General features: G+C 61.2%; 23 protein-coding genes and 1 tRNA gene. 9 read left to right on the top strand and 15 right to left on the bottom strand.

Features of this window, described 5'->3' with window-relative positions:
- Positions 1 to 72: 72 nt before the first annotated feature.
- Positions 73 to 774: a helix-turn-helix transcriptional regulator gene (locus FJU31_RS08745; protein WP_150454397.1), complete on the bottom strand. Its 702-nt coding sequence runs from the start codon at positions 772 to 774 to the stop codon at positions 73 to 75.
- 103 nt (positions 775 to 877) lie between these two features.
- Between FJU31_RS08745 and FJU31_RS08740 the strand changes: the two genes are divergently transcribed.
- The gene (locus FJU31_RS08740; RefSeq protein WP_150454396.1) at positions 878 to 1,663 is read left to right on the top strand and encodes a hypothetical protein; all 786 of its coding nucleotides are present in this window, start codon (positions 878 to 880) and stop codon (positions 1,661 to 1,663) included.
- Here FJU31_RS08740 and FJU31_RS08735 read toward each other — a convergent pair.
- From FJU31_RS08735 to FJU31_RS08710, 6 genes are all read right to left on the bottom strand, one after another.
- The gene (locus tag FJU31_RS08735; RefSeq protein ID WP_150454395.1) at positions 1,660 to 2,712 is read right to left on the bottom strand and encodes a linear amide C-N hydrolase; all 1,053 of its coding nucleotides are present in this window, start codon (positions 2,710 to 2,712) and stop codon (positions 1,660 to 1,662) included. The two genes, FJU31_RS08740 and FJU31_RS08735, sit on opposite strands and share 4 nt — an antisense overlap.
- Positions 2,713 to 2,835: 123 nt before the next feature.
- Positions 2,836 to 3,264 carry a BLUF domain-containing protein gene (locus tag FJU31_RS08730; protein ID WP_150454394.1) on the bottom strand — a complete coding sequence of 143 codons (429 nt, stop codon included), beginning with the start codon at positions 3,262 to 3,264 and terminating at the stop codon, positions 2,836 to 2,838.
- An 87-nt stretch (positions 3,265 to 3,351) separates the two neighbouring features.
- Positions 3,352 to 4,485 carry a hybrid sensor histidine kinase/response regulator gene (locus FJU31_RS08725; RefSeq protein WP_150454393.1) on the bottom strand — a complete coding sequence of 378 codons (1,134 nt, stop codon included), beginning with the start codon at positions 4,483 to 4,485 and terminating at the stop codon, positions 3,352 to 3,354.
- Complete coding sequence (locus tag FJU31_RS08720) at positions 4,482 to 5,054, bottom strand: chemotaxis protein CheB (RefSeq protein ID WP_150454392.1); 573 nt, start codon at positions 5,052 to 5,054, stop codon at positions 4,482 to 4,484. The genes FJU31_RS08725 and FJU31_RS08720 overlap by 4 nt, the downstream gene beginning before the upstream one ends.
- Positions 5,054 to 5,878, bottom strand: coding sequence for a CheR family methyltransferase (locus FJU31_RS08715; RefSeq protein ID WP_150454391.1), 825 nt, complete (start codon positions 5,876 to 5,878; stop codon positions 5,054 to 5,056). The genes FJU31_RS08720 and FJU31_RS08715 overlap by 1 nt, the downstream gene beginning before the upstream one ends.
- On the bottom strand, positions 5,875 to 8,979 hold the full coding sequence (locus FJU31_RS08710) for a response regulator (RefSeq protein ID WP_150454390.1): 3,105 nt from the start codon (positions 8,977 to 8,979) through the stop codon (positions 5,875 to 5,877). Before FJU31_RS08710 ends, FJU31_RS08715 begins: the two co-directional genes overlap by 4 nt.
- A 150-nt stretch (positions 8,980 to 9,129) precedes the next feature.
- Here FJU31_RS08710 and FJU31_RS08705 point away from each other — a divergent pair, with 150 nt between their 5' ends.
- Both FJU31_RS08705 and FJU31_RS08700 read left to right on the top strand, forming a co-directional pair.
- The gene (locus tag FJU31_RS08705) at positions 9,130 to 10,287 is read left to right on the top strand and encodes a two-component system sensor histidine kinase NtrB (RefSeq protein ID WP_425473667.1); all 1,158 of its coding nucleotides are present in this window, start codon (positions 9,130 to 9,132) and stop codon (positions 10,285 to 10,287) included.
- Positions 10,280 to 10,639, top strand: a complete 360-nt coding sequence (locus tag FJU31_RS08700; protein WP_150454389.1) for a response regulator — start codon at positions 10,280 to 10,282, stop codon at positions 10,637 to 10,639. Before FJU31_RS08705 ends, FJU31_RS08700 begins: the two co-directional genes overlap by 8 nt.
- A 121-nt stretch (positions 10,640 to 10,760) precedes the next feature.
- Here FJU31_RS08700 and FJU31_RS19350 read toward each other — a convergent pair whose 3' ends face one another.
- Entirely contained in the window at positions 10,761 to 10,871 is a 111-nt protein-coding gene (locus FJU31_RS19350; RefSeq protein ID WP_223176406.1) for a DUF3827 domain-containing protein, read from the bottom strand.
- Between the two features lie 646 nt (positions 10,872 to 11,517).
- Positions 11,518 to 11,594, bottom strand: a tRNA-Arg gene (locus FJU31_RS08695).
- A 109-nt stretch (positions 11,595 to 11,703) separates the two neighbouring features.
- Between FJU31_RS08695 and FJU31_RS08690 the strand changes: the two genes are divergently transcribed.
- The 6 genes from FJU31_RS08690 (at position 11,704) to FJU31_RS08665 (ending at position 17,548) form a co-directional block, all read left to right on the top strand.
- Positions 11,704 to 12,294: a phosphatase PAP2 family protein gene (locus FJU31_RS08690; protein WP_150454388.1), complete on the top strand. Its 591-nt coding sequence runs from the start codon at positions 11,704 to 11,706 to the stop codon at positions 12,292 to 12,294.
- A gap of 88 nt (positions 12,295 to 12,382) precedes the next feature.
- Positions 12,383 to 12,724, top strand: a complete 342-nt coding sequence (locus FJU31_RS08685) for a hypothetical protein (RefSeq protein WP_150454387.1) — start codon at positions 12,383 to 12,385, stop codon at positions 12,722 to 12,724.
- Between the two features lie 78 nt (positions 12,725 to 12,802).
- Positions 12,803 to 13,909: a polysaccharide biosynthesis/export family protein gene (locus FJU31_RS08680; protein ID WP_150454386.1), complete on the top strand. Its 1,107-nt coding sequence runs from the start codon at positions 12,803 to 12,805 to the stop codon at positions 13,907 to 13,909.
- A 19-nt stretch (positions 13,910 to 13,928) separates the two neighbouring features.
- Positions 13,929 to 14,609 carry a YjbF family lipoprotein gene (locus FJU31_RS08675; RefSeq protein ID WP_188115475.1) on the top strand — a complete coding sequence of 227 codons (681 nt, stop codon included), beginning with the start codon at positions 13,929 to 13,931 and terminating at the stop codon, positions 14,607 to 14,609.
- Positions 14,610 to 14,630: 21 nt separating this feature from the next.
- Positions 14,631 to 15,374, top strand: a complete 744-nt coding sequence (locus FJU31_RS08670) for a capsule biosynthesis GfcC family protein (protein WP_188115474.1) — start codon at positions 14,631 to 14,633, stop codon at positions 15,372 to 15,374.
- Positions 15,371 to 17,548 carry a YjbH domain-containing protein gene (locus FJU31_RS08665; protein ID WP_150454383.1) on the top strand — a complete coding sequence of 726 codons (2,178 nt, stop codon included), beginning with the start codon at positions 15,371 to 15,373 and terminating at the stop codon, positions 17,546 to 17,548. Before FJU31_RS08670 ends, FJU31_RS08665 begins: the two co-directional genes overlap by 4 nt.
- Positions 17,549 to 17,597: 49 nt before the next feature.
- Here the strand turns inward: FJU31_RS08665 and FJU31_RS08660 are convergent, their stop codons facing one another.
- From FJU31_RS08660 to FJU31_RS08635, 6 genes are all read right to left on the bottom strand, one after another.
- Positions 17,598 to 18,065 (bottom strand): acyltransferase, encoded by a 468-nt coding sequence (locus tag FJU31_RS08660; protein WP_188115473.1) that lies wholly within the window; start codon positions 18,063 to 18,065, stop codon positions 17,598 to 17,600.
- A 245-nt stretch (positions 18,066 to 18,310) separates the two neighbouring features.
- Entirely contained in the window at positions 18,311 to 19,144 is an 834-nt protein-coding gene (locus FJU31_RS08655; RefSeq protein WP_150454381.1) for a glycosyltransferase family protein, read from the bottom strand.
- A complete protein-coding gene (locus FJU31_RS08650; protein ID WP_150454380.1) occupies positions 19,141 to 20,289 on the bottom strand; it encodes a DUF1972 domain-containing protein in 1,149 nt (382 codons plus the stop codon). The genes FJU31_RS08655 and FJU31_RS08650 overlap by 4 nt, the downstream gene beginning before the upstream one ends.
- On the bottom strand, positions 20,286 to 21,686 hold the full coding sequence (locus FJU31_RS08645; RefSeq protein ID WP_150454379.1) for an O-antigen ligase family protein: 1,401 nt from the start codon (positions 21,684 to 21,686) through the stop codon (positions 20,286 to 20,288). Before FJU31_RS08645 ends, FJU31_RS08650 begins: the two co-directional genes overlap by 4 nt.
- Positions 21,687 to 21,774: 88 nt before the next feature.
- Positions 21,775 to 22,881 (bottom strand): glycosyltransferase, encoded by a 1,107-nt coding sequence (locus tag FJU31_RS08640; RefSeq protein ID WP_150454378.1) that lies wholly within the window; start codon positions 22,879 to 22,881, stop codon positions 21,775 to 21,777.
- Positions 22,882 to 22,939: 58 nt separating this feature from the next.
- A complete protein-coding gene (locus tag FJU31_RS08635; protein WP_150454377.1) occupies positions 22,940 to 24,379 on the bottom strand; it encodes a lipopolysaccharide biosynthesis protein in 1,440 nt (479 codons plus the stop codon).
- Between the last annotated feature and the right edge of the window lie 15 nt (positions 24,380 to 24,394).

Genomic DNA, 24,394 nt, shown 5'->3' with positions numbered 1-24,394 from the left:
CCCCACCCCTCTCTTTTGAGCCTGTGGCGCCCGCCGCGGTGCGGGCCCCCCCCCCCCCCCCCCCCCTCGACTCTACAGAGACGCATCCCCGCGCCGCCAGGCGCTCGGGGTCAGCCCCGTCTCGCGGCGCAGCGCACGGGTCAGTGCGCTCTGCTCGGAATAGCCGGCCGCCAGCGCGATTTCGCTGATCGGCGCTGCGCTGGTCAGCAGCGCATGCTTGGCCCAGCGCAGCCGGCTGGCGCTGAGCCACGCCTGCGGACTGACCCCGAATTCACGCTGGAACAAGGCATGCAGCCGGCTTTCGCTGACGCCAACATGGGCCGCCATGCGCGCCACCGGCCACGTTTGCCCGGGATCGGCCTGCACGGCCGAACACAGGGCCTGCAGCCGCGCACCACTGCCCGCAGGGGCAAACGCCCGCAGCAGGTCAGCCAACAGCTCAGGCATGCAGCCGCCGACCCGCACCTGGGCCAGGCGCTGGCGCAGTGACAGCGGCAGGTGCAGCCAGCGCTGGCGACTGAGGTGCTCCTGGGTCAGGTCATCGAGCACGCCTGGGCCGCAATCGACGATCACGAAACCGTTCGGCCCATGTGCCACCTGGTCATGCGCCTCACCGGCGGCAACGAAGGCCCCCTGCAGCAGATCCAGACGGCCGCCGCGTCCTTCCAGCTCGAACTGCAGCTCGCCCTGCAGCGGCAGCACCCACTGTGCGTAGTCGTGGCGGTCCAGGCCCGTTGACTGGCCGTAGTGCCGCAGGTGGAAGATGGCGCCCATCGCGGCAGTGTGCGCGTGCGCAGTCCGGCCTGCAATGCAGTCATCAAGGCGGGCAGGACCGCATGCTATGTTCGGACGATGTTCACCCCGCAAGGATTGCATGATGAATATCCGACCATTGCTGCTCGCCCTGGCACTTGCCAGCCCCGTCGTGACGCCGCTGCACGCACGGGAAGTGCGTACGCCGCCGGCACCAGGCTGCCTCGATGCACGCGACGTGCAGCAGGTGGAACAGGACACGCCGGGCGCCATCGCCGTCGCCGATGGTCAGGGCCGGGCCTTCCAACTTGATTTCGCCGCCGCCTGCCCGGGCGTCAACGAAGCCGACGTGCTCAGACTGGAAGCCCCGCAGGGGTGGGCCTGCGGCCAGCCAGGCGAACGGGTGGTGGTCGACGGCCGAAGCTGCGCGGTCAGAGCGGTCACGCCGATCGACGGCCGCAGTTTCGCCGCGATCGCCCGCGAAAGCAGCCGCCAGTACGCATCCACCCTGCCCGGTGTGACCGTGAGTGCAAAGGGCCGGGGAGGCCGCAGCGGCGACACCCCACATAGCTTCCAGACCTCGTCGGCTGTATGCTTCGCCACCCGCAACATTCGCGGCTGGAGCGAAAGCCCGGAAGGCGTGGTGGTGGAAACCAACCCGCGCCGCAATGGTGGCCATCGCTATTACCACGTGGAGCTGGCCAGCAGCTGTTCGATCCTGGCCGGCGCCACCGACGTGGACTTCCAGTCCGGCCTGCAGAACGGCCTGATCTGCGGCAACCCCCGCGACCGCATCGTGCTGATGCCCTCGGGCATCGAGGGCGACGGCCGCACCTACACCCCCAGCTTCGCCCGCCCAGGCTGCGACATCCTCGCGGTCTATCCGAAGGACGACAGCCGCGCGCCCTAGCCGTCGGTGCCGAGGAAGGCGAACGGCTTGCTCGGCACGAACTGCGACAGCGCATCACCGGAGAAGGTGTTGCGCTGGTCCCGGCCCAGGTCGAGCTTGAGCACCTGCCCGCCGAAATCGACCTTGTTCAGATCGACCCAGAACGTGTTGGGCGTCAGCGCCGATTCAAAGAAGTACAGCCGGCGCTTGTGGTCGGCCACCGTGCGCCAGCGCGTGGACGAGATGTTCGGCTCGCCCGGCGTGGTGATGCCAAACGGCACCGACACATTGCGGATGACGCTGAACACACTGGCTAGCGCCTCCACCGGATCTTCAGCCTTGGGAATGGCATTGATATAGAACGAGGCACGCGCGAAGCGATCGGCCGAGCGGTTGGTACCCGGCAGCATCACCGTGCCCCCGATGCTCTTCCAGTAGGCATTGAGTGCCAGCTGCTGATCGAAGATCGGGGAGTTGGTCATCACCTGGTAGCGGCGGTCGTGATGGATGACCTGGCGGCCGCCGATGTATTCGATGATGGCGCTGTCGCCGGTAGCGTCGGACAGCGAAAGATGCAAGGTCGCCTGGCGGTCCTCACCGGGCACCTTGTCGGTGACGATGGCGAACGGCTCGCGCTCCAGTGCAGCCACGGCCTCGGCCACGCTGCCGAAATTGTCCAGCACGTACTGCGCCCACAGCGAGATGGCCAGCCCCGGCTTGTTGCCACGCTGCTGCGGATATTCCGATTCGACCAGCCACAGCAGGTTGGCGACGAGGCCCTTCTCGTTCATGCCGTCAGTAGTGGACACGTCGTAGCCGGTCGCCACCACGCTGCCGTAGCGCGCGGTCCACTTCGCCGACTTCGGTCCGGCCTGGCCGGTACGTTCGATGCCGCGCGGCAGGACATACAGGTTGGTGGCAACGTCCACCTTCCAGTCCATCGACCGGGCGGTGATCACATCGCCGTTGTCACCGAGATAGACCGCGCGCGTGCACGCCCATGCCGGGACCATCGCCGCCGCCAGCGCCATGGCCAGCGCCGCCCTGCCCTGCCACTTCGTCCGCTTCATGCCGTACTCCCTTCCCCAGGAAGCCCGATGGGAACCCGGCACAGGTGACCGCGGAGTGAAACACGGTCCCGTAGAGTCGAGCCTGCTCGACTACCGAAGCCATTCAGTCGAGCAAGCTCGACGCTACCCAGCGCTGAGCATAGGGCGCACGACGGCGCTCAGAAGATCCACTGCGGTGGGTTCGGCATCATCGCCCTCCACCGTGCGCGAGAAACCGGACCAGTCACTGCTGGCCAGCTGGCGCAGCTTCAGCGCATCGACCGGCAACGCGCGCATCGACCAGTACGGGAACTGGCGCTGGCCCAACCGCCCGCGCGCCAGTTCGACGATGTCCACATGACTGCCCGCCTGCAGGATGCGCTCGTACACCGAATCGATGCCATCGGGCGGTCCTTCGATGTACTGCAGGAAACGCTGCCCATCGTGCAACAACACGCCCGTCACCCCGGCCATCCGGTTGAACCGGGTGGCATCGTTCACCAACGTCTGCAGGCGTTCGGCGGAAAGGTCCGGCCGGGCCTGGCTGACGTAGGCAATGGCGCGTAGTGGCATGAATCTTCCTTGGCAACGTAAGCGTCCACGGTAGCAGCTACGGACGAGCCCGTCTCAGTTCGCCCACGCGTTCCCTGAAGAATTCAGTTAACGGCTGATGCGCGCGTCGGCACGCCGCGGCAGCACCGCTTCGAACACCACCTGCCCCTGCTCGTTGCGTGCATTCAGGCGTCCACCGTGCGCGGCCACGAACTGATCGACGATGTACAGGCCAAGGCCCAGCCCCTTGCTCTGGTGGAAGCTGGCCTTGAACGGCTCGAACAGGCGCGGCAGCAGTGCTTCCTCGATGTGCCCGACATTGCGCACGCGCAGGGTCACCACCCGCGAATCGCTGCCATCGACGGCAACCCGCACTACGTCCTTGCCCCCATGGGTGATCGCATTGCCGACCAGGTTGGCCACCACCTGCCCCAGGCGATCCATGTCGCCGTGCAGCGTGGCATCACCGCTGGCTTCGAAAGCGATGCGATCGCTGCCGTGCGCGCTGCCGGCTTCGGCGATCACTGCACGCGCCAGTGCTTCCATGTCGCAGGCATTGGCCTCCAGGCGCAGCCCGCCGCTGCGGATGCGCGAGAAATCCAGCAGCTGCTCGACCATGCGCGCCATGCGCACGGTGCTGGCTTCCAGGTACTGCAGCGTCTGCTGCGCACTGGTATTACCCGGTGGCAGTTCCAGCGACAGCTTGTCGGCGCACAGCAGGATGGCCGACAGCGGCGTGCGCAGATCGTGGGTCAGCACGGCGGCCATCGTCTCGTTCAACTTCAACGCGCGCTCCAGCGCCTCGTTGCGCGCCTTCAGCAGCTGGCGCTGCTGGTAAAGCTCGATGAACACGTTGACCTTGCTCAGGATCACCTGCGGGGCCACCGGCTTGTGCAGGAAATCGACCGCACCGCTCTCGTAGCCCTTGAACGCACGCACCGGATCATCCGGCGAGGCGGTCAGGAAAATGATCGGCACATCGCGGCTGCGCTGCGAGCCACGCATCAGCTCGGCCAGGGTGAAGCCATCGATCTCCGGCATGTGCACGTCCAGCAGCGCCAGCGCCACTTCATGCTCCAGCAGCAGCTCCAGCGCCTGTGCGCCCGAGCCGGCCAGCAGCAGATTGACGCCCTCGCGGCGCAGCAGCGCCTGCATGGCCACCAGGTTCTGCGGCACGTCATCGACGATCAGCAGGTTGACCGGGGTCTGCGACTGCGCAGGGTCCGGTGGCAGCAGGTTCATGCGAACAACTCCTTCAAGCGACGGCACATCAATTCAAGAGGCAGCACGGCATCTGCGCCGGCGTGCTGCAGGGCGGAGGCCGGCATCATCGATGCCTCGGCCTCCTCGGGGCATTGCAACCAGGCGCGGCCACCGGCGGATCGCACGGCAGCCACCCCTTCACTGCCATCGCTGCTGGCACCGGTCAGCAGCACCGCCAGCAGCTGCGGCCCGAACACGGCCGCAGCGGATTCAAACAACGGATCGATGGCCGGGCGCGAGAACAGCACCGGCTCATCCATCGACAGCGCGATGGTCTGCGCGTCCTCGACCAGCAGATGGTAGTCGGGTGCGGCGAAGGTCACCGTCGCCGCCTGCAGCGGCTGCTTGTCCTCCGCCTCGCGCACCTGCAGCGCGCAGTACGGCGCCAGTACTTCGGCGATGCGGCTGCTGCGGTCGCGCGGCAGATGCAGCACCACCAGCACCGGTATCGGCAGACCGGCCGGCAGCGCACCCAGCAGCGCCTGCAGCGCAGCCACGCCACCGGCAGAGGCGCCGACGACCAGCAGATGCGGACGCGGGGCGGCCATCAAACGACCTTCCGGTACAGCCGATGCTCGCGCGAGCAGGCTTCGAACGCATCGTGGTGGCGGCCGAACTGCAGCGATTCCTTGCTGCCCAGGCCGAGGAAGCCACGGTGAACCAGCGCCTCACGGAACAGGCCAACGGCGCGGTCCTGCAGATCGCGGTTGAAATAGATCAGCACATTGCGGCACGAGACCAGGTGCACTTCGGAGAACACCGTGTCGGTGGCCAGGCTGTGATCGGCAAACACGACGTTGCGGCGCAGCTGGCGGTCGAACACCGCTCCGTCGTAGGCGGTAGCGTAGTAATCGGACAGCGAACCGGTACCGCCGGCGGCCAGGTAGTTGCGGCTGAACTGTGCCAGGCGGTCGATGCTGTAGGCACCGGCTTCCGCACTGGCCAGCGCGGCCGGGTTGATGTCGGTCGCGTAGACGATGCTGCGTTCCAGCAGTGCTTCCTCGTGCAGCAGGATGGCCAGCGACCACACCTCTTCCCCGGTACTGCAGCCGGCCACCCACAGCTTCACCGAAGGGTAGGTGCGCAGCACCGGCACCACCTGCTCGCGCAGCTGCTTGAAATAGGCCGGGTCACGGAACATTTCCGAGACCTGCACGGTGAAGAACTGCATCGCCTGGGCGAACAGGTCCGGCTCGTGCAGCAGGCGGTGCTGCAGGTCGACCAGGCGCTCGCAGTCATAGCGCTGCATGGCCTGGTGAATGCGCCGCCGCAGCGAGGACACCGCGTAGCTGCGGAAGTCGTAGTGGTAGCGCTGGTACAGCGCCTCCAGCAGCACCTTCAATTCCAGATCGAACAACGCCTGCTCGTTCATTGGCGCGAGCACCAGACCCGGCACAGCGAGACCAGCTTGTCGACGTCGATGGGCTTGGCGATGTAGTCGTTGGCACCGGCCTGCAGGCAGCGCTCGCGGTCATCGGGCATGGCCTTGGCGGTCAGCGCGATGATCGGCAGGTCCTGCAGGTGGCGCTGCGCACGGATCTCGCGCATGGCGGTCAGGCCATCCTTCTCCGGCATCATGATGTCCATCAGCACCAGATCGACTTCGCGCTGGGCCAGGCGATCCACTGCTTCCTGGCCATTGCGCGCGATCTCCAGGGTCACACCCAGCGGCTCGAGCACGCTGGACAGGGCAAAGATGTTGCGCACATCGTCCTCGGCCAGCAGCACGGTGCGGCCATCGAGCACCGTGTCGCGGCGGCGGGCCTCGCGCAGCAGGCGCTGCTGGTCGCTGGGCAGGCTGGCTTCGACGCTGTGCAGGAACAGGGTCACTTCATCGAGCAGGCGCTCTGGCGAGCGTGCGCCCTTGATGATGATGCTCTTGGAATAACGGCGCAGGCGCTGTTCTTCCTCACGGCTGAGCGCGCGCCCGGTGTAGACGATCACCGGCGGGAAGCCGACATCATCGTTGCCGGCCATGTGTTCCAGCAGGTCGTAACCACTGCCATCGGGCAGGGACAGGTCCATCACCATGCAGTCGAAGGTGACCGTGCTCAACTGTTCCAACGCCGCGGCCAATGTACCCACCGCCACGATCTGCAGCTGGTCACGGCCCAGCAGCAGCTCAAGATTGCGGCGCAGGTCGCTGTCGTCCTCGACGATCAGCAGGCGGCGCACATCGCGCTGGCTGGTCTGTTCCAGCTGCTCGATGGCGGCGGCCAACCGCTCGCGGGTCGCCGGCTTCACGGCATAGCCGATCGCGCCGAGCTCACGCGCCACCTGGCTGCGGTCCATGCCCGAGACCACGTGCACGGGAATGTGGCGGGTCTCCGGATTGCGCTTGAGGCGCTCGAGCACGCTCAGGCCGGACACATCCGGCAGCCCAATATCGAGCAGGATGCCGTTCGGGCGCAGCTCGGATGCCAGCGTCAGCGCTTCTTCCGCGGTCGTAGCCACGACGCAGTCGAAATCGAGCTCATGGGCCAGCGATACCAGTGCTTCGGCGAAGCTGGCATCGTCTTCCACCGCCAGGATCAGGCGGGTGGGGCGCTGTCGGCGGCTGCGGTCATCGGCCACGGCCACTGCTGCTGCGGGAACCGGCGCAGTCGTGGGTACGCGCACGGCCGGCGGCGCCGACTGCACCGAAGTCGGCGACTGCGGAGCCGCCTCCGATGGCTCGGTCGGCACATCGCTGGCCGGTGCACCCTGCAACGGCAGTTCAAGGATGAAGCAGCTGCCGCGACCCGGCTCGCTGTCCACCTGGATATCGCCGCCCATGCGCACGGCCAGGTCGCGCGAAATTGACAGGCCCAGGCCGGTACCACCGTAGCGGCGGCGGGTGCTGCCATCGGCCTGGCGGAACGCCTCGAAGATCACCTGCAGCTGGTCACGGGCGATGCCGATGCCCGAATCGCAGACTTCGAAGCGGATGCGGCCATTGCCACCCGCACGCACGTGCAGGCTGACCTTGCCATGCTCGGTGAACTTCACGGCATTGGCCAGAAGGTTCTTCAGGATCTGCTGCATGCGCTGGTTGTCGGCCACCAGCTGGGTCGGCGCCAGCGCGTCGGCCTCGATCTGCAGGGCCAGACCCTTCTGCCGGGCCATCGGCTCGAACGTCTCACGCAGGCGCTGCAGCACGCTGTCGACCACCACTACTTCGTCGGCCAGTTCCACATGGCCGGCTTCGATGCGCGACAGATCGAGGATATCGTTGATCAGCGCCAGCAGGTCGTTATTGGACGACAGGATCGCGCGGGCGTATTTCACCTGCTCCTCGGTGAGGGTGCCGTCCTTGTTGTCGGCCAGCAGCTTGGCCAGGATCAGCGAGCTGTTCAGCGGCGTGCGCAGCTCGTGCGACATGTTGGCCAGGAATTCGGACTTGTAGCGCGATGTCGCCGCCAGCTCGTTGCTGTTGCGTACCAGCTGGCCCTGCGCCACCAGCAGCGCCTGCTTCTGCGCTTCCAGCTCGTGGGTGCGCTCTTCCAGCTGCACGTTGCTCTGCTCCAGCTCGACCTGCTGCTGCTCCAGGTTGGCCTGCGACTGCATCAGGCTGCGGCTCTGCTCTTCCAGCTCTTCGTTGGCCACGCGCAGTTCTTCCTGCTGGGCCTGCAACTCTTCGCCCTGCCGCTGCGATTCCTCCAGCAGCACGACCAGCTGCGCGCGCAGCAGCGAGGCACGCAATGCCATGCCCAGTGTGTCGCCGCAGCGCTCCAGCAGCTCCGCATCCAGCCCCTGCTGCCCGGCGGCCTGGGAGCGCCCCAGCTCAACGACACCCACCACGGTGCCGTCGCTGCTGATCGGCGCAAGAATGCGTTCACGCACCTGCACCAGCCCGAAGCTGGACTGCAACTGCAAAGCCCGCTCATCGTCACCCGGCAGATGACGAATCTGCTGGTCACGCGCCGTCTGGCCCAGCAGGCCTTCCTGCAGTGTCACCGACGCGGGGACACCGCTGGGCACGGCAACGCCACCCGTCAGATGCAGACGACCCCCTTCAATGCGGTACATGACACCCACATCCGCGCGCAGCTGCGTGGCCAGGCACGCCATCGACGCATCGGCAATCTGCTCAGGCCCCAGGTCGCCGCGCAGGCATGCCGACACGGCATTTTCCGCTTCCTGCAGCCACAGCGCACGCAGCGCCTCGCGTCGCGCATGCACCGCGCGCGACACGATGCCGGCAATCATCAGGAAAGCCACGCCACCGATGGTGCGGTTGATGAAGGAGAACGACGAGTTGGAGCTGGCCGGCGCCACGTTGTACCCCACCGCCAACAGCACGCACGCTACCAGCGCTACGACGAAGGGAACCCGCGCACTTCGCTGGAAAATGGTGACGCCAACGGCCATGAAATAGGTCAGCCACACCGCATAGCCCAGCGGAACGACAAGTTCCAGAGCAACGGTGGCCGCCAGCAGCATGGCCGCCGTCGTCCAGATCCAGCGGTCGCGCGTTGTTGCACCAGCACGCATCAGAAGGGTTCCCGGGCAGAAAGAGGCGGTTATGCTACCCCGTGTCGCATTCAGCCGCATACGACCAATGGCACAGGCAATGCGTGCACATGTCCTTCACGCTCGCCTGCCTACGGTCGCATCCCCTACAGGGGTATTACTGATTTCCAGGTGGACGCTCTTGCTTCTACGCCCTCCGTGCTGACGGACACGTCCCGACAACTGCGATTGCTGATTGACAGCGTTCGCGACCATGCCCTGTACCTGCTCGATCCCCATGGGATGGTCTGCAGCTGGAACCCGGGTGCCGAACGCATCAAGGGCTACCGTGCCGACGAGGTCATCGGCACTCACTTCAGCCGCTTCTACCTGGCCGATGAACGCGAGGCCGGCGAGCCGCAGCGCCTGCTGCACCTGGCCGCACAGAACGGCCACGTGGCTACTGAGGGCTGGCGGGTACGCCGCGATGGCTCGTCTTTCAGGGCCAGCATCGTCATCGAGGCGGTGCGCGAGAACGGCGAGCTGCTGGGTTTCGTCAAGATCACCCGCGACATCACCAAGCACTGGCAGGCCCAGCGCCTGCTGCGCGACGCTCAGCGCGCCCTGCGCCAGACCCAGCAGTTCGAGACCGTGGGTCGGCTCAGCCGCGGCCTGTCGCACGAGTTCAACAACCTGCTGACCACGGTCGGCAACGCGTTGGACCTGCTGTCGATGCGCGTGGGCAGCGACGCCCGCGCCGCCGAACTGCTGACCACCGCACAAGCAGCCACCGACCGCGGCGCCCTGCTGACCCGGCAGCTGCTGGCCTTCAGCACCGGCCAGACCCTGATCCGCGAGCCGCTGGACATCAACCAGCAGATCAGCGAGTGGCTGCCCGGCCTGCGCAGCGCCTGCCCACCCGGCGTGACCGTGGAAGCCGACCTGGCCCCGGGCCTGCCCCTGCTCAGCACCGACCCGCTGCAGCTGCAGACCGCACTTGCCAACCTGGTGGCCAACGCCGCCGACGCCACCCTGGACGGTGGCCGCGTCCTGGTGGCCACCGCCCTGGAGCAACGCCTGGATCCGGACGCGGACACCGCGCTGCAGCGTGGATATGTGACACTAAGCGTCTGCGACGAGGGCCATGGCATGGCCCCGGACATCGCCGAACGGGCCACCGAGCCCTTCTTTACGACCAAGGACATCGGCAAGGGCAGCGGTCTGGGCCTGAGCCAGGTGTTCGGTTTTACTACCCAGTGCGGCGGCTTCGTTGATGTGTCCACCACGCCCGGTGTCGGCACCACGGTCAGCCTGCTGCTACCCGCAATGGAGGACCCTGCCCATGACTGATGACCCGCTCCGCGTATTGATGGTGGAGGACCAGTCCGATCTACGCGAAATGATCGGCCTGGCGCTGCGCGATTTCGGCATCGATGTGGCAACCACGTCCGACGGCCACGAAGCCGTCGCCCTGATGCAGGGCGGCCAGCGCTTCGACGTGGTGTTCAGCGACGTCAGCATGCCCAACGGCATGTCCGGCATCGAGCTGAGCGAGCACGTGGCCCGCGACCAGCCACACGCGCGGATGATCCTGTCGTCCGGCTATGCCCGCTCCCAGCTGCCGCCGCTGCCCGACCAGGTGGAATTCCTCCCCAAGCCGTACAGGCTGCGCCAGCTGGTGGAGCTGTTGAAGCAGGATTGAGGGATCAGCGCCCGGTGGTGGGTGCGGACCGTTGGTCCGCACTGCGGAAACCCTCATCCACGCCCGGTGTGGATCGACGCTCGCTCGGTAGCGCCGGGCCATGCCCGGCGGCGAGACGCGGTTACCAACGCAGGAACAGCGTCACCACGAAAATGGCAAGGGCTACGCCGATGACGATCCATAGGCCTTTGCTCTGACGCCAGGAGGGCTTACGGGTGCCGGGGTTGTTCATCGCTTGCTCCATCGTGATAACAGGGATGGAGCGAGCTTCGCGTTCTGCATGTGCAGTGCGCGTGCAGGCTCGCGATGTACTCTCCCGTGCATTCAGGAATCCGTGTCGGGGTCCACCCGCAGACGACTGACCCGCCAACCCCCGTGCGAATTGAATCGCCCGGTGTCACCGGTCAGGCCGTAGCGCAGCGCCAACCAGCCGGCGCGGACCGAACCCACATGCCATTCCCTCACTTTCCTGTACGCATACCGAAAACGACGAGTTTGCATGGGCACACCCCAAGTGTGACGGTCATCACGATTCGCGGACGATAGCGCGAATTCATTTCGGCTGGAAGACACCCCTCCCCACCTCAGATCAGCGCTTGCGACGGCGCCAGACCCGCTCTGCAATATGGACGAGCCCTAGCAGGCAGGCGGCCACCAGCGCTACCTCACCAATGGCGAGCAACAGGTCCACAGGGATACTCCGGACGACAGGGTTGCGGCCAGGCTGATGCCTTCGAAATGACGGTCAACCTGTGCTGCAGGATCACCGTAAGGGCAAACGGCCTTGCCGTTCTGCAGGGTGATACGCATTTCCGGCAATGCGATGCGGATGAATGCGGGGAATGAGGGCCACACTGCGGATGAGGCCGCGAAGCGCGTGGTGACCCCGGCCCGATTCGAACGGGCGACCTTCCCCTTAGGAGGGGGACGCTCTATCCAGCTGAGCTACGGGGCCATTGGCAGCTGGGAAGGATACCGCGTCTGGCTGAATGGACCAAGCGCGGGAGGCAGTGGAACGCAGCGGGTGTCGCTATCATCCCCTGCCCCTACCCATTCAAAATCAGATGCCTGACGTCTGGAAACTGCTATCGAGCCTGGGTGACAGCCGCTGGTTGCTGCCCATGATTGCCGTCTTGCTGATCAGCCTTCCCCGCTCGGCGTTCAAGTGGCGTGCACTCGTGGCTATCGCCATCACGGCGGCGGTGACGCTCGCAAGCAAGCTCGCCTACATGGGCTGGGGCCTGGGTATCGCGAGCATCGATTTCACAGGATTTTCTGGGCATGCCGCGATGTCGAGCGCCATCTATCCGGTGGCCGGGACCCTGCTGGCCGGAACCGCTAGGCCAGCGAGAACTGCGGGCTTTGCTGCAGGGGCGATCCTGGCCCTGCTGATTGGCTGGTCCCGCATTCCTTTGCATGCCCACAGCCTCTCGGAGGTGGTCGCCGGCCAGGCACTGGGCTTGGCCGCAGCGGCGTGGAGCCTGCGCTCCAGCCCCCTTCCAGCCAGGCCGCACGCGTGGATTCTTGCTGCTTCCTTGGCAGCTGGACTCGCGCTCCCGATCGCTGCTCCCCACCTCCGAACTCACCAGATGGTGGTGGACCTCGCAAAATGGCTGTCTGGCCGCACAGATGTGACGCCTCGTCACAGTTCGTAATGCTGACATTCAGGCTCCTTGACATCCCCCCCCTGAATTGGCGAGGATGGCAGCGGAAATTTCCCTCACGGAGTAGGAGACCCCGTAGATGAAGAAGATGATTGCCGTTCTGGCCCTGCTGGGTATGTCCTCCCCGGTTTTTGCGCAGGAAGTTCCTGCAACTGAAGGTACGGCTGAAAGCACTGCAGCTACTACCGCTGCTGGCGCTGAGGCGGCTGGCATTTCCACCGCTGCGATCGTTGGCACCACCGTGATCGCCGTGGCGGCGGGTGCTGTGCTTTACAGCGTTGCTGGCGATAGCTCCAGTGGTAATGGCGACAACGGTGGCAACGGCGGAACTGGTGGCACCGGCGGTACCGGTGGCACGGGCGGCACGGGCGGCACCGGTGGTACGGGCGGCACAGGCGGTACCGGCGGCACCGGCGGCTAAGCCAGTGACAGCAAGTCCCAAGCCCTCGTCGTAACACGGCGAGGGTTTTTTATGCCCCGAATTTCTATCGATATGGCCATGACCAACAAGCACCTTCGACTCGCCACCGCCCTACTGGTGGCATCCGTCTTGCCAGGCTGCATCTGGGCTCCCGGGCAACACCTGCGCAGCACGGAGCTCACAAGATCCCAGAGCAGCGACGACGGTCAACTGCAGCTGATTCCGATCACTGCAAAACTGATAGCAATGGATGTTGCGTCCGAAAGTGCACTTTCGCTCCCCGAAACGCTGCTGAATTACTCGCCTGGGCAGTACCGCATCGGCGTAGGCGATTCGCTGTACGTCACCGTATGGGATCATCCGGAACTGACGGTGCCCGCCGGACCTCAGCAGACCCCCAATCTGGCCGGTCGCGTCGTTCAAAGCGACGGCACATTTTTTTACCCCTACATCGGCGTCGTTGAAGCCGATGGCAAGACACCCAGCCAGATTCGCGAAGAAGTCGCCCGCCGTCTGGCCAAGTACATCGAATCGCCCCAGGTGGATGTTTCCGTCCTTACTTACGCGAGCAAGCGCGTGTGGGTAACCGGCGCCGCACAGCAATCCACCCCGGTTACTCTGGGCACCTCCCCACTGACGTTGGCAGATGCAATTAGCCAGGCAGGCCTCAGCTCGGCGGGCGCTGACCTGTCGGGAGTGCAGCTGAGTCGCGATGGCACCAGTTACACAATCGACCTTGAGGCGCTTGCAGCGCGCTACGGCGGCCGCCAGATATACCTGAAGGACGGAGATTCCATTTACGTTCCCTTCCTGGATCGCAAAGAAATCTTCGTAGTAGGCGAGGTCGCTCAACCAGGCGCCTTCAGCTTCCGCACGGGAGACGTAACTCTTAACCAGGCCATTGGTCGCGCCCGCGGCCTCAGTCAAACTACTGCCAGCGGAAAGGCCGTCTACGTGATTCGCGGCTCAAGCGATCTGCTTGCGCAGCCGTCGGTCATCTACCAGCTAGATGCCCGCTCACCCGCCGCATTTGCAGTGGGCAGTCAGTTTCGCCTGGTGCCGGGAGATGTGGTCTTTGTCGGCGCAGCCGGCGTGACGCGATGGAGCCGCTTCGTGAATCAGCTCATTCCGTTCACCTCAATTCTGACCAATGCGGCTAGCGCACGAAATGATCTGAGCAATTGATATGCCACGGAAGAATCAGGTGACCACCCACGGCCACCAGCCAAGGAACGGAAGTCTGGCGCGCGCGGCTCTCGCCGCGCCAGTGGTGCTGGCACTTCTACTCACCGGCTGCACGACCGCCAGCCGCGCCACTGCCGACAGCATCCGGCAACTGGTGCGCCCGAAGGCAACCTACTCAGCCCAGAAAGTACTCACGACACCCTACCCGCAAGCAGACCTGACGACACCGGACATCCGCGGCCTCATCGTGCTTGGCTATTTGGACGACGGGCAGCAGGCCTGGATTGCGGGCAGGGATGCCGTATTCAACTTGTCCAGCACAGGCCTTGTGCTATCCGTCTATAAACAGGATGCACAGTACTCGGTGTCAATAGCCGACGACAGCATCTTCTCGGACCTGCGCAGAGCCCAGGATGGCAGCAAAGTGCTGCGCCGCTTCGATCGAACTAGTTCATTTGCAATGGGTGTCGAAGTTGCAGGGACAGTCCATTCAAAGGGCGAAGACACCGTCAACATTCTTGGGACGACTAGAACACTGCTTCGGTTCGACGAGAAGATGATCGGGGGCGACATGAACGCAACCAACAGCTACTGGGTTGACCCCAACGATGGCTTCATCTGGAAGAGTCGGCAGTATCTGGCACCTGGCTATCCCGTCGACCTGGTCCACTTGAAGCCTTATCGACCCGAGAGGCGCTGATCCATGCGTAGAAGTCTACTGATGATTGCGGCCCTGCTTTTGGGGACCGCCCTGCTGCCGGCTAACTGCCTTGCTGCTGATTTAGTGAGGATCAGCGGTCCGGTGCAGAATCCAGGTCTCCATGGAGATGAGAATGACGACCGCTTGGCTATAGCGCTGCTTGAGGCCAAACCAACCTCCAGCGCATTCTTGCCTGCGACATTTTTCACCCGCCGAAAGGCTGAACTTGAGCAGATACGCCTGAAGGCAGGCGTGGTGCACGACCTCCAGGCATTGAACAGTCTCGACAACGACTTGCTTCGCGAGCTGTCGGGGCGCTTGAGGCTATGGGTTGACAGCATGCCCGTCACGGGGCGTGTGCGAATCCTGCCATATCCACGCCTCATGCAACTGCAACCAAAGTTGGACCCGCGGATCCAAGCGGGCGATGCAGTGCGATTCTTGGAGCGTCCAACCACGATCCAAGTTGTAGGCGCTGTAGCCGAGAACTGCACCCTACCCCACCACCCCTTGCGTAGTGCACTTGACTACACCAAGGACTGCGCAGCCACGAAATTTGCAGACCCCGACAGCATCATCGTCATCCAGGTCGACAGCACCGTGCAGACGTTGGGCGCCGGAGCCTGGAATCGCGCGGACCCGCAGCCGGTTTCGCCTGGCGGCGTGATTCTTGTGCCACTGGCGAAGAAGTATCTTCAGACGGTAGACGCCGACTTCAACGCAGATCTTGCTGCACTCATCGCAACCCAAGCGGCCAATCCGTGATTCAAAGCATTCAGTACAGGACGGTACAAAGGGCGCGCACTTCGCTGGCCTTGTCGATTCTCGCGTTGTCAGTTTCGGCAGCCCTTCATGCTCAAGAAGCACCTCCACCAACATCAGGTGAGTGGGGAGGCGTTGGTCTGTTGCAGACGCCAACCGCACGCATGGCTGACGATGGCGATATAGCGATCACCGCTTCCCACAACTCACCCTACAGCCGCTACAACTTGACAATGCAGCCCCTGCCATGGCTGGAGGGTTCATTTCGTTACATCAACGTAGCGAACCTCCGCTACGGCGTCCCATCCGTCAGCGGCGACCAAAACTACAAAGATAAATCAATCGATTTCAAGATCCGCTTGCTTGAGGAATCAAGATGGATGCCCGAAGTCTCGTTCGGTGTTCGCGACGTGGGCGGAACTGGCCTATTCTCAAGCGAGTATCTAGTTGCCAGTAAACGGCACGGCCCCTTCGATGCATCACTCGGAATGGCAACCGGCTATATTGGCAACCGAGGAGACTTCTCCAACCCTCTTGGCGCGATTGATGATCGCTTCAAAGAGCGACCGATGCCGACCAGTGCGATTGTCAATGCCGGCAAGTTTGGCGCTAGCGCAATGTTCAGGGGCCCAGTTGGACTCTTTGGCGGCATCTCCTATCAGACTCCGATGGACCACTTCATCGTCAAAGTCGAGTATGACGGCAACGATTACCGCAGAGAGCCGCGTGGCGCCAACCTCAAGCAGTCCTCGCCTATCAATGTAGGCCTCGTGTATCGCCCAAGCAAATCAGTCGAACTGACCGCCGCTTGGGAACGCGGAGAGGCTGCCATGTTTTCTCTCACCCTGCGCGGAAATCCGGGCGGCTCGAGCCCAACGCCAAAGCCATTTGACCCGCCACCGCTGCCTGTAGGCAACGGAGCCCGGAGTGCAGACAGCAATAGCAGCTCAAGTGGATCGAAAAGTTCGGACGACCGAGACTGGGAAGCAATTGCATCCGAGCTGAGGACGAACGCTGGCTTCAACCTGCAGAGCGCATCAGCTCAAGACGGGGAGATAATTCTGACCGGCGTGCAGAATAAATACTTCAATCAAGCGAAGGGATTGGGCCGCGCTTCTCGCATCCTGTCCACCCACACGGGTAGCGACTACGACTGGTACACACTGCGCAGCGAGCGCCTGGGAATGCCAATTGCGGACATGTCAATCCGACGCGAGACATTCGAGGGGTACGTAAATGGGACTGCGGACGAAGATACACTCAAACGCAGTACTGACCTGGTCGCAGCAGGGTCGAATGTAGGACACGAACTATTCCGCGCAAAGCGTTCGCCATTTGGTGGAGGCTTCAGCTTTGGCTATCGCCAGAACCTCGGCGGGCCCGACGGCTTCATCCTCTACCAAGTTGCGGCCAACTACAGTGCAAGCTATTTCTTCAGCACGAACGTATGGCTGACCGGCAGCGCCAGCCAGAATCTTCTGAACAACTACGACAAGTTCAAGTACGACGCGCCTAGCAATCTCCCACGCGTCAGAAGTGACGTGCGCAAGTACACGCGCACGTCCGACTTCACGCTTCCCAATCTGCAGATGAACATTTCGCGCAGACTCTCTCCTGACGTGTATGCCATCGCATATGCGGGCTACCTGGAATGGATGTACGCGGGCGCTGGCGGCGAGATCCTGTACCGCCCTATGGCACAGCCATGGGCTGTCAGCGCCAACATCAACTGGGTGAAGCAGCGTGACTTCAATCAGCACTTCGGACTGCGCGACTACTCGACTGTCACGGGACACGCCACGCTCTACTATGTATTCGGGAGCCAGCAACGAGTAATCGCGTCACTTACCGCAGGGCGATATCTCGCCGGCGACTATGGTGCCACCGCCAATGTGGCACGTATATTCCGAAATGGTGTGACGATGGGGGCCTATGCCACCAAGACCAACGTCAGTTCGGCAGAGTTTGGCGAGGGAAGTTTCGACAAGGGCATCTACTTCAGTATCCCGTTTGACACCCTCCTCCCTCGCTCGACACCCGCTAGAGCCACACTTACATGGAATCCGTTGATCCGCGATGGCGGAGCCATGCTGGGCCGAAAATACCCACTCTATAACCTCACAAGCGAGCGAGACGAACGGTTCTTCTACGAAAACATCCAGGGCATCGCCGACTGAACCCCTGATCAAATATGGCCGCCCGATGGAAAGCGGGCGGCCATATTATTCAATAACTCTTGAGAAGACGGGCCGGAACACCGCCAATTACAGAATAGGGTGGAAACTTGGCATTTACCACGCTTCCCGCAGCAACCACGCTAGAGTGACCAATCTCACTTCCAGCAAGCAGCGTAACCTTCGCTCCGATCCAGCAATTCGCGCCAACTATCACAGGCGCTCGAACCGTCCCCTGTTCACGGATCAATCGCTGCTTGTCAGCGAACTCATGATTCTCCGGATGAACGCTGAGATATTGTCCAATGATTGTGTCGTCGCCTATCGACACGCCACCGGACCCGCCAATTCGGCAAAACTCTCCGATGCCTACGCGTTGGCCGACAGTGATCCCATGGCCTAGATTCTTCAGGCTCCCGGAGCAGATCAGTCGACCAAATTCACCTATCTTGACGCCATCTTGAAGAACGATGCCCTGCGCGCTCAATCCATCAAGAACCACGAAATCGCCAAGGCGCACACCTTTCCCTACCTTGATGCGCGATGCACATCGGACCACAACGCCCCTGCCACGAAATAGCGGCGAAAGTACTGACTGACGGACCCCAAGCGTCAGCGCCCCCCTTATCAGACAAATGCCATACTCCAAGGAAAGACGGAGTTTGTAGGACGCTGGAACTCCCTCATCCAATGCTACGCGCAACGAAAAGAGCGAACCAAGACGACTGAGTATTGTCATACAGAATGCTCCAGAGCCACGCAAAATTATGCAAACAGGAATCTTGAATCTCGATACCGAATCGCGAGCCTAAGCAACATCAAGCGACCATAACAGCGCGCTAAAAGCCTTGCCAGGCTCCTCTTCTCAAAAACAACAGGCCAAGAGCCAACCAACGCCTGCACACGACGAAGCATCTGATCTGCACTTATATCAGACCACAGCGCGGTATTGTGCTCGAGCTTGATGGGCATAACAACCAGGAGCTTCCCACTTTCCGCATAATCCAACATGAACTTGGTATCGATACCATAAAGGCTCAAACGCTCGTCAAATCTGCGCGACCGGAGATATCGGGCCCGAATCACCATACCACTGGTAATCGCGAGCACATTCCGGGAGGCTCGAACGCCAAGTTCAGGCGACGATACATGCCGCCCCTTGAAGTAAAAAAGCTTTCCAGGACTGACACACCTATCGCCAGAGTACACAAGCGGCAGGAAGAGATCGACTGACGAATTAGCCTCAAGATGGTTCTGCAACTCAAGAAAGTAATCGGCCGGCAATTCAGAATCCTGATCCAGGATGATGTAGCTTCCCGCTTCTATTCCTTCGGAAACTTCATTGTAAACCCAGGCAAGGGAAGGATTATCAGGGGACTCAATGTAACTCACCTTGAATCCAGAGAACTTCATCCCTTCCAGTGAATTCTCGCCAAACGATTTTGGGCTATTGTCCCAAACCACGATCTCACCCACAAACCCGTGATCAGACGCAGAGGCTACAAGAAGCGTCTTGAGAGTCAGCGAGTCGGCAGGGGCAGTTCCATAAAGCACCACAACAATCAGCAACGAACGATCAGTACCGGAAGGAGTACTCATTCGAGCTCCATTTCGGCTAGCGCCCTCAGGCCATCTCTGCGCCCAACTGCAAACGCAGACAACAAATTCTCATACTCGCCAAGAATGCGATCCCAAGTGAATGCCTCTTGGTGCCGGAGAGCGGAAGCGACCGACATCGATTTCAGATCCGTCGCACCATTCTCGATTTCATCAATCAAAACACTAAAGCTGTCGGCACATGCGAAATACCGAGCCCCATCGCCCGCAACCCAGCGATTGAACAAATTCTCATGCGCGATCACAGGATTGGAAGCGCCCAGCGCCTCCACCAACGATGGGTTTGTACCACCCACCTGGTGGCCATGAACATATCCACTGCAGAAGAACCGAAGCGCCTGTACAACCTCCTTGTCGTAGATAGCACCAAGGAAAACCACATCATCACTGGCCGAATCCATGACCTGGCGATGATAGGAATTCTCAGAGTCATACTTTCCCAGAACCGCAAGCTTCCGCAGTCGCGGGGACTTTGAGAAACCCTGGACAATCTCCAAAAGCGAGTTTTCCGGTTCTGGCCGCGCGATTACGGTGAAGTACTCATTTGGCACCAGACCCAATTCGGTAACTTTCGCCGCGTCAGCTGAGTCAACTTTCTCCCCACCATACGCAATAGTGGCAATCTTGCTGCGCCTAACTCTTGTCGCGAGGTGGTCCTTGATACGCGGGTGATCGGCGACAAGATGATCGCCAATCCAGCAACCGAAGCGTTCATTCAGCCAGAACCAGGTCTTCGCTACCGGCCCCCACTTCGCACGAGCCCATTCAATGCCATCCATGTTGATAACATTCGGCACGCCCCGCACCCGAAGGAGGCCAGAGAACACTGCGGTATTGTAGCCAAGAGTAAGGCATAGATCCTTGCTGTTGGCAGCGTCCCGATTTGCCTTCCAATCGAATGCAATTGTTCCAGCCGGGCCCGCAATTGCTATCGGAATATGGATCCGCTTGACGCCCCGCCACTCATCGCGCCACTCCTCACCGCCCCCATCCTCTTGGCAGTACACGACAACCTCCCAGCCCTTGGCGACCAAGTACAGAGAGAGCTGTTCCGCAAAGGTCTCAAAGCCACCATGGGCTGCAGGGATGCCCCGAATCCCCAGTATCCTCAGAACATTACCACTCATTTCCTACCATCCTTAGCTTCACCAGCACACTGCGACCCATGCTCAATCTCATCTAGCAACGAAGCACTCTGCTGACCGGGTCTCGCGACGCTCGATACGGCAACGAGCCTTCCATATGCACCGACGAAAATGGACATAAGCAAGAACATCTGCAGCGTATCCATCACGCCAGTTGCGACCGTAAACAGAGCATAGCCAAGCACCAGGCCCAGGAACATTCGCCTCGCCTTCAGTGTTGGCAGCACTCGACATACACCGCGATGCACCATCCAGAGCAAAACGATGAAACCAACGAAACCCAAGACACCCTGATTGATCATCAAGGTGAAGACAACGCTCTCCGCATCATAGAGATCAGAGGCAGACCCGCCTGCGACCAGCTCACGCGTGGCGTCCAAGCCCAACCCCCATAGTGGCGACTGCCAGAAATAGGAAAGTGAAACTGCAAACTGTCCGGCGCGCATAGCCAGGTCTGAGCCATTTTGTTCCACACCAATCGAGGAGTCGAAAATGTTGACCACGGAGAGAACCTTCTCCAGGAAAACATCTGAACTTGCGAGGGCAGCAACAAACAAAACTGCACCCAATAGTGAATACTTCAACGACTTGATGATACCGACCGAGACCCCAAAAACCAGCAGCGCGAAGAAGTAGAGTATCAATGGGCTGCGAGAATTAGTGAGGAGAACCGAAGTAACGATTACCCCTGAGAAGAGACCAAGCGCGATCAATTGACGCGGGCGAATCCGGGCACACAACTTCACGACGTAGTAGCAGAGAAGCAGCATGGCGACCAGTGCACCGTAGGTGATCGGGTGCGAAGTCGTCCCCTGCGCACGCATTCCACGCAGAGTGTCAGCATATGTCCGCGCCATCACTCGTCCGGTCTGCGTGGTTGAGTTGATGAAATCGATGTAGGGATTCCAATTCACCAGATATGCAGCAATTGCGTACATCGCCAGCAGAGTGAAGAAGACTACGTAGACCCTCAGCAGTGCCCTCGCTTCGTCAAGACGCATGCCACCGGCAAAGTGCGCGAAGGCCATCACAGGCACACCCACTTCAAGAAGTAGTGCAATCCAAGTCATGACGCCGGCCGTGGCACTACCCAGGTTCATGATGACGGACACACCCGCGGTGCCAAAAAAGATCACCAAGCCTGCGAAGAAAGGACCTCGCGTCAACGCGCCCCTGCGGGCAAGCGCCAGCGTTATCCCGTACATGACCAAAACTATTGCCATCAGGAAACGGTAAACGCTAAGGACAGGAATACCCGGAATATCCACAAGCAAAAGTGCTTTAGGAGTCAACATCATCCATGCGGGCATGAGAAGGACAGCCCGACGGAAGAACAGAATGATCAGCATGGCGCCGATACAAGCCAGGGCAAAAATCATGCGCGAGACATCCCCGAAAGAAGAAGCCGCAAGTAAGGGGGACTTTGCCGCTTATAGCCAGAACCACAACGACGGTGCAGACACGATTTCATCCCCGCCCCCCTGCCGAATGGGGAAGCAGGCTGACGATCTGACGCGAATAGCTTTCGGAGGAGAATCGAGAGCTGAATGTCTGATGGGCCGCCTTACTAAGCTCGACGTAGTCTGACGATCGGGTATCGGGAAGCATGGTAATGATCTTGAGCAAATGGCCATGATCACCCGGGCAGAAAATAAAGCCATCCTTCTCGTCACTGATGATCTCGAGCAGTCCGCCATGTCCTGCCGCCACCACCGGCTTGCCGTACGAAAGACCTTCAATCGCGACTCGCCCAAAGGGCTCCGGACTCGTCGATGGCACAACTACATAGTTGCACCAGCGGTAGTGCTCAGACGGGTCTTCACAGAACTCGAAGAAGTCGCACTGAAATGTCTCAGGCATCGTCTTTGCTAGCTCACGAAGCTCCTTTACAAGATGAATCTGTGCATCAATGGCAGAACCGACGATCCGCAGCTGGATGCGGCGCGAACTTGACGATAGAGCCTCAAGCAGAAACTTCTGGCCTTTCCAGGCGTTTATGCGACCAATCATCAGAAGCCTTAGCTCGCCGGCAGCCAAATCCTCGCCAGCCGCCTCAAATGGGCCCGGAACTCCGTTGTAGATCACAGTACCTGGGAGCCCAAGGGCCTTCATCGTTGCGATCGAGTTGTATACGACTTCTGCACCAGACAGGCGGATCAAAACACGAAACAGCGCCAACTCCCTCGGACCTGGAATTTCCCTCACGTGCAGAACCTTGCGCGCAGCACGAGCAGTGAATACACATGCCAACAGTGCCGAAGCACATACCAATGTATTGACGTAGACAAGATCTGCGTTGCGGAACTTACGCCTCAGACGACCTGCGGCAGCGAGCAGGCCGATCACAAACGCAACCGGCGTACGAAGCAAGCTTCTTCGGAGGTATCCCTGAGGCTCATAGACAACGGATCCACCTGCAGCTGCAATGAGATCCACAAGAGGTCCATGATCAGGGATTACCACCTCAATCTCGGAAGATTCCGGGTGATTCTTGGCCATAGCCTCAACCGCAGCGAGGAAGCTTCGGTCAGAACCATATAGCTCCGAACTTTGATGTACGCATACGATCTTCATGACATTTTTCCAGTAGAGCCACAGCAGGAATGACTTGGCATCTGAGAATAGATTCCCACTAAGGCTGCCCAGGCACGCGACTGCGCCACTTTACGGCAGCCGCTATCCGCCGCCGCCATTGCCGCGAGAGGGAAAGCAGAATGACTGCGTAGATCAATGCGGACGCACCGACAGCAAAGGCAAGCAGAATCAAACTCTGGATTGCCTGCGCCTGCTGCACATAGATGTGTAGGATGCAGCCCATCAGCAAGCCTGCAATCATCGGCATGATCGCGGGCCGCAGCACGTCCGCAGGAGCCGCGCCAAGCACCCGCGAGCAGACAGACGTGACGAGTATGAAGTTCAGGATGTTGGCGAGTAGATACAACGCAGCCATGACCACTACGCCATGAACTATGCCGAGCAGGAAGGCAGCAATCTGCAGCACTGCCCCGGCAACACCAAGATAAAGCAGGGTTCTCGTACGACGAGCGGCCATCAACACCACGCCGGTGGTACTCATAACCGATTGAAGAAGTGCCGTCGGAGCGAACCAAGCAATGAGTTGCTGGGCGAGCTCCCACCCATCCCCGAAAGTCAATCGGACGAAGGGCTCCTTAAGGACAAACAGACCGATCATCATGGGAGCAACTACAACGGACACTCCACCAACGGCGATTTTATAGGCCTCAACCCTGCCGTTCGCATCATCCTGCAACCGTGAAAGAACCGGAAGAAGAGATCGGGAGACGACAAGCGTAATGCTCTGGAGCGGAAACAGCATCAAGCGATAAGCGAGAGAGTAGTTACCCAAGACTGTCGTGGAAAAATACCTGCCCACAAGAACGCTATCCAGATTTCGCGCCAGATAATTGACCAGGTTAAAGCCAAGAACGCCTGACCCGAACTCCGCCAACGTCTTGTATCCAGTTGCACGACCTCTGCGGGGGCGCCAATCTGACGCCATCCAGAGCTGGACGCTGGTTGCTACAGAGACAAATGCCAGTTGGATGACCAAGCTCCAAGCTCCTGCCCCCCCAACTGCAGACACCAGTCCTAGTACACCACCCGCGAGGTTCGCACTACCTTCGATCCTGGCAATGGTCCGAAAGCTCCCTGCGCGCTCGAGCAGCGCCTGGTGGACAATCGCGCAACTTGCAACTGGGAAGCTCAGAGCCAGAGCGATCAGCAGCGGAACCAGTCGGGGCGTAGAAAAGTACAGCGCAAGCGGGTTGGCCAAGAGCATCACCAGGGCACAGACTAGTACCCCGGCTCCAAGCGAGATCCGGAAGGCCGACTCGATGTCACCATGCTCCAGATCTTGCTTCTGGATGAGCGCTGCGCCCAACCCCATGTCGCGAAACATCAACGAAAAATTGACAACGACTGTCGCCATCGCCACGACACCATACTCGCTCGGCTCGAGCAGCCGAGCAAGAACGAAGACGACCACGAACTGAGCACAGAGTTTTGAGGCCTGTGCGAGCGACGTCCATTTCAGGTTACTGCCAAACTTCATGGAAAGGTCTATTCG

Source organism: Stenotrophomonas cyclobalanopsidis, from assembly GCF_008710035.1.
GTDB classification, from domain to species: domain Bacteria; phylum Pseudomonadota; class Gammaproteobacteria; order Xanthomonadales; family Xanthomonadaceae; genus Stenotrophomonas; species Stenotrophomonas cyclobalanopsidis.
Note: the sequence above shows the minus strand (reverse complement) of the source record. Positions and strands in the feature narration are given on the sequence as shown.

Coding starts and splice junctions, on each gene's coding strand:
- FJU31_RS08690 (WP_150454388.1), top strand. CDS start 11,704: ATGCCTGACGTCTGGAAACTGCTATCGAGCCTGGGTGACAGCCGCTGG.
- FJU31_RS08645 (WP_150454379.1), bottom strand. CDS start 21,686: ATGATTTTTGCCCTGGCTTGTATCGGCGCCATGCTGATCATTCTGTTC.
- FJU31_RS08680 (WP_150454386.1), top strand. CDS start 12,803: ATGACCAACAAGCACCTTCGACTCGCCACCGCCCTACTGGTGGCATCC.
- FJU31_RS08655 (WP_150454381.1), bottom strand. CDS start 19,144: ATGAGTACTCCTTCCGGTACTGATCGTTCGTTGCTGATTGTTGTGGTG.
- FJU31_RS08685 (WP_150454387.1), top strand. CDS start 12,383: ATGAAGAAGATGATTGCCGTTCTGGCCCTGCTGGGTATGTCCTCCCCG.
- FJU31_RS08715 (WP_150454391.1), bottom strand. CDS start 5,878: ATGAACGAGCAGGCGTTGTTCGATCTGGAATTGAAGGTGCTGCTGGAG.
- FJU31_RS08740 (WP_150454396.1), top strand. CDS start 878: ATGAATATCCGACCATTGCTGCTCGCCCTGGCACTTGCCAGCCCCGTC.
- FJU31_RS08720 (WP_150454392.1), bottom strand. CDS start 5,054: ATGGCCGCCCCGCGTCCGCATCTGCTGGTCGTCGGCGCCTCTGCCGGT.
- FJU31_RS08735 (WP_150454395.1), bottom strand. CDS start 2,712: ATGAAGCGGACGAAGTGGCAGGGCAGGGCGGCGCTGGCCATGGCGCTG.
- FJU31_RS08745 (WP_150454397.1), bottom strand. CDS start 774: ATGGGCGCCATCTTCCACCTGCGGCACTACGGCCAGTCAACGGGCCTG.
- FJU31_RS08650 (WP_150454380.1), bottom strand. CDS start 20,289: ATGAGTGGTAATGTTCTGAGGATACTGGGGATTCGGGGCATCCCTGCA.
- FJU31_RS08640 (WP_150454378.1), bottom strand. CDS start 22,881: ATGAAGATCGTATGCGTACATCAAAGTTCGGAGCTATATGGTTCTGAC.
- FJU31_RS08635 (WP_150454377.1), bottom strand. CDS start 24,379: ATGAAGTTTGGCAGTAACCTGAAATGGACGTCGCTCGCACAGGCCTCA.
- FJU31_RS08700 (WP_150454389.1), top strand. CDS start 10,280: ATGACTGATGACCCGCTCCGCGTATTGATGGTGGAGGACCAGTCCGAT.
- FJU31_RS08725 (WP_150454393.1), bottom strand. CDS start 4,485: ATGAACCTGCTGCCACCGGACCCTGCGCAGTCGCAGACCCCGGTCAAC.
- FJU31_RS08730 (WP_150454394.1), bottom strand. CDS start 3,264: ATGCCACTACGCGCCATTGCCTACGTCAGCCAGGCCCGGCCGGACCTT.
- FJU31_RS08710 (WP_150454390.1), bottom strand. CDS start 8,979: ATGCGTGCTGGTGCAACAACGCGCGACCGCTGGATCTGGACGACGGCG.
- FJU31_RS19350 (WP_223176406.1), bottom strand. CDS start 10,871: ATGAACAACCCCGGCACCCGTAAGCCCTCCTGGCGTCAGAGCAAAGGC.
- FJU31_RS08670 (WP_188115474.1), top strand. CDS start 14,631: ATGATTGCGGCCCTGCTTTTGGGGACCGCCCTGCTGCCGGCTAACTGC.